This is a genomic window from Aquabacterium sp. UBA2148, from assembly GCF_002328915.1.
Taxonomy (GTDB): Bacteria; Pseudomonadota; Gammaproteobacteria; order Burkholderiales; family Burkholderiaceae_C; genus Aquabacterium; species Aquabacterium parvum.
In genome coordinates this window covers 557-3,514 of the sequence record NZ_DCXA01000323.1, presented here as the reverse complement: position 1 = coordinate 3,514, position 2,958 = coordinate 557, and the positions used below count along the sequence as shown (strand labels likewise).

Below are 2,958 nucleotides of genomic sequence, written 5' to 3'. Positions count from 1 at the left end.
TCGCTCGCCAGCTTCGAGCGGCCCGCGCCCGCAACCCGCCGGCCCCGTGCTCGCGTCCGATCGCCCCATCGCTCTCTACCTGAGCTGCCCCGCCGGCGTCGAAGAGCTGCTGCTCGAAGAAGCCCGCCGCATCCTCGGCCCCGCGCCTTTCATCCAGGCCTCGCGCGGTGGCATCGAGGTGCAGCCAGCGCCCTCCTTGCGCACGACCGCAGAGCGCCAGGCCGCCCTCATCGACAGCGCCATGCGCCTGAACCTGGAGAGCCGCCTGGCCCAGCGCGTGCTCTGGCGCGTCGCCACCCGCGTCTACCGCCACGAAGACGACATCTACGCCTTGGGCCGCACCGTCAACTGGTCGGACTGGATCACCCCCGAGCAGACCCTCCGCGTTGACGTCACCTCGCGCCGCAGCCACCTGCGCAGCCTCAACTTCGCCGGCCTGCGCACCAAAGACGCCGTCTGCGACGACCTGCGCGAGCGCACCGGCGAGCGCCCCAGCGTCGACACCCGCCACCCCGACCTGGGCCTCGTGCTCTACCTCGACGACATGGACGCCATCCTCTATGTCGACACCTCCGGCGAGGCCCTCTTCAAGCGTGGCTGGCGCGAAGACACCGGCGAAGCCCCGCTGAAAGAAACCCTGGCCGCCGCCATGCTGGCTGCCGCCGGCTGGCAAGGTCGACCCGAAGACGGCGCCCTGCTCGACCCCTGCTGCGGCGCCGGCACCATCCCCATCGAAGCGGCCCAGATCGCCTGCGACATCGCCCCGGGTCTGCAGCGCCGCTTCGCCTTCGAGCGACTGCTGCCCTTTCGCCCCCACCAGGGCGCCTGGCAACAGCTCAAGCAAGCAGCCCGCGCCCGCCAGCGCGCACCGCAAGTGGCCATCTACGCTGGCGATGTCGCCTTCCGCATGACCGACTTCGCCACCCGCAACGCCGAGCGCGCGGGCGTGAGCCACGCCATCGAGTTCAAGACGGCTGACGCCCTGCAGCGCCCCGTGCCCTGTGAAAAAGGCGTGCTGATGTTCAACCCGCCCTATGGCGAGCGCATCGACACCAAGGGCTCGGTCCGCGACGCCTACGGCCAGCGCGCCGCCCAGCATGGCGACCGCTACGCCATCGATTCCGACGAGCCCGACGACCGGGCCCGCCCAGGCGTGCGCGTTGCCCGCGAGAACTTCCAGGAAGACGAAGCCGCCGCCACCTTCTTCCAGCGCCTGTCCTCGCACTGGAAGAAGAACTACACCGGCTGGACCGCCTGGATCCTCAGCCCCGACATGAAGCTGCCCGGCGCCATGCGACTGAAAGAAAGCCGCCGCGTCGTCATGTTCAACGGCCCCATCGAGTGCCGCCTGTTCCGGTTCGACCTGGTGGCCGGCAGCAACAAGCCTCGCTCGACGTCCTCCGATCGCCCGGCAGACCCAACGGCCTCAGACCAAGGCTGAGCGGCTCGCCCGCACCAAGTGCCGCTTCGGTCGCCCAAGGCGGGCCGCAAGCCTGAAGCGCCATCCATCGATGGCGAAGATGGTGGCCGCTCAGGCCTCCAGCGCTGCAGCGATCACACTCAGCACCGCCAGCGGCGCGGTGTCCGCGCGCAGCACGCGTCGTCCCAGGCTCACCGCCTGCCATCCGCACGACAAGGCCAGGTCCTCCTCCTCGGGCGTCAGCCCGCCTTCCGGCCCACTGAAGAAGCACCAGTTCTCGGCCTCTCGCGCTGATGCCTGCGCATCGACCAGGTCCGGCCGCATTCCCCTCCCGCCCAACAGCCCTTCCAGCCAGCGCCCCACAGGCGCCGCATCGTGCAGGCTCAGCACCCCGCGCGCATGCCAGCTTCCATCCAGCGTGTTCGCCTGAGCCGCTTGTTGCAACCAGGCCAGCGAAGGCGCCACTGGCAGCAACCGGGGCACCACCGCCCGCCCGCATTGCTCGCTCGCCGCCACCGCCACCGATTGCCAATGCGCCACCTTCTTGGCCGCACGCTCCCCATCCAGGCGCAAAACCGAGCGCGTGCACAAGAGAGGCTGGATCGCGTGCACCCCGAGCTCGGTCGCTTTCTCCACCAGCGTGTCCATCCGGTCGTTGGCGGTCATCCCGACGGCCAGTGTCACCCGCACAGGCAGCTCGCGGTCGTGTTGGATGCGGTGCAGCACCCGCACCTGCACGACCTTTCGCCCCATCTCTGTGACTTCGGCCTGCCACTCCGCCCCCTGTCCGTCGAACACCCTCAGGCCCTCTCCAGGCTGCATGCGCAACACCTGCACATGCCGAGATGGCCCTTCGTCCAGCGCGAACACCGCCCCGCTGACATCCAGCTTCCCTTCTTCCACATGCAAGCGAGGACCCATCGACACGTTCTGCTTCTCCTGCGCCACTGGCGCGTTACTGATATGGACATGATTGAGCCGCCTGAGCAAAAAGCATGGGGCGGCTGGCTTGGGCGATGTCGCAAGCCGGCCCAGCTCCCGACGCCACCCTGCTGACACCACCAGCCATCCTGCCCGCCTGCGCCCTTTGGCTCGCTCCCTGTGAGTCAAGGGCCCAGCAGAAGGTTGCCGCCTTGATAGATAGAGACAAGCAAGGGAGCCTGGCGCGGCCGTACTCCAGCACTCCGGCGGCTCCTTCATGGCGACGCATCCGCCCGACACAACTTCTTTGTGGCAGCTTTGTCGCATTGTCCGCCACGTGGTGCATCCACCACGCAACAGTCGCTGTATGATCTCGCGCCTTGGCGCGTTCTCTCCGAGTGACGCCGTGACACACCCCTTTGCGAGCGTTTGCGGCCCTTCCAAAGGCCCCTGAATGCAGAAAGTTGAAGATTTTTCGCCGAGGGGCTTGCAAAGGGTGTCAAAAGGGTGCCATAATTGCATTCTTCGCTGATGACGCAGACAAAACAACGCAGCAAACAGCTGCAGCGGTTAAGTCAACCAAGTCGAGCGATCGTTCTTTAAAAATCAACAGCCGA

The 2,958-nt window shown here is 67.3% G+C and carries 2 protein-coding genes; one reads left to right on the top strand and one right to left on the bottom strand.

All coding sequences use genetic code 11. From position 1 onward, the window contains the following. Window positions 1–46: 46 nt before the first annotated feature. Window positions 47–1,441, top strand: coding sequence for a THUMP domain-containing class I SAM-dependent RNA methyltransferase (locus B2W70_RS18075; protein WP_286747940.1), 1,395 nt, complete (start codon window positions 47–49; stop codon window positions 1,439–1,441). Between the two features lie 90 nt (window positions 1,442–1,531). Here the strand turns inward: B2W70_RS18075 and B2W70_RS18070 are convergent, their stop codons facing one another. After that, window positions 1,532–2,341 carry a 16S rRNA (uracil(1498)-N(3))-methyltransferase gene (locus tag B2W70_RS18070; RefSeq protein ID WP_414631089.1) on the bottom strand — a complete coding sequence of 270 codons (810 nt, stop codon included), beginning with the start codon at window positions 2,339–2,341 and terminating at the stop codon, window positions 1,532–1,534. Window positions 2,342–2,958: the final 617 nt, after the last annotated feature.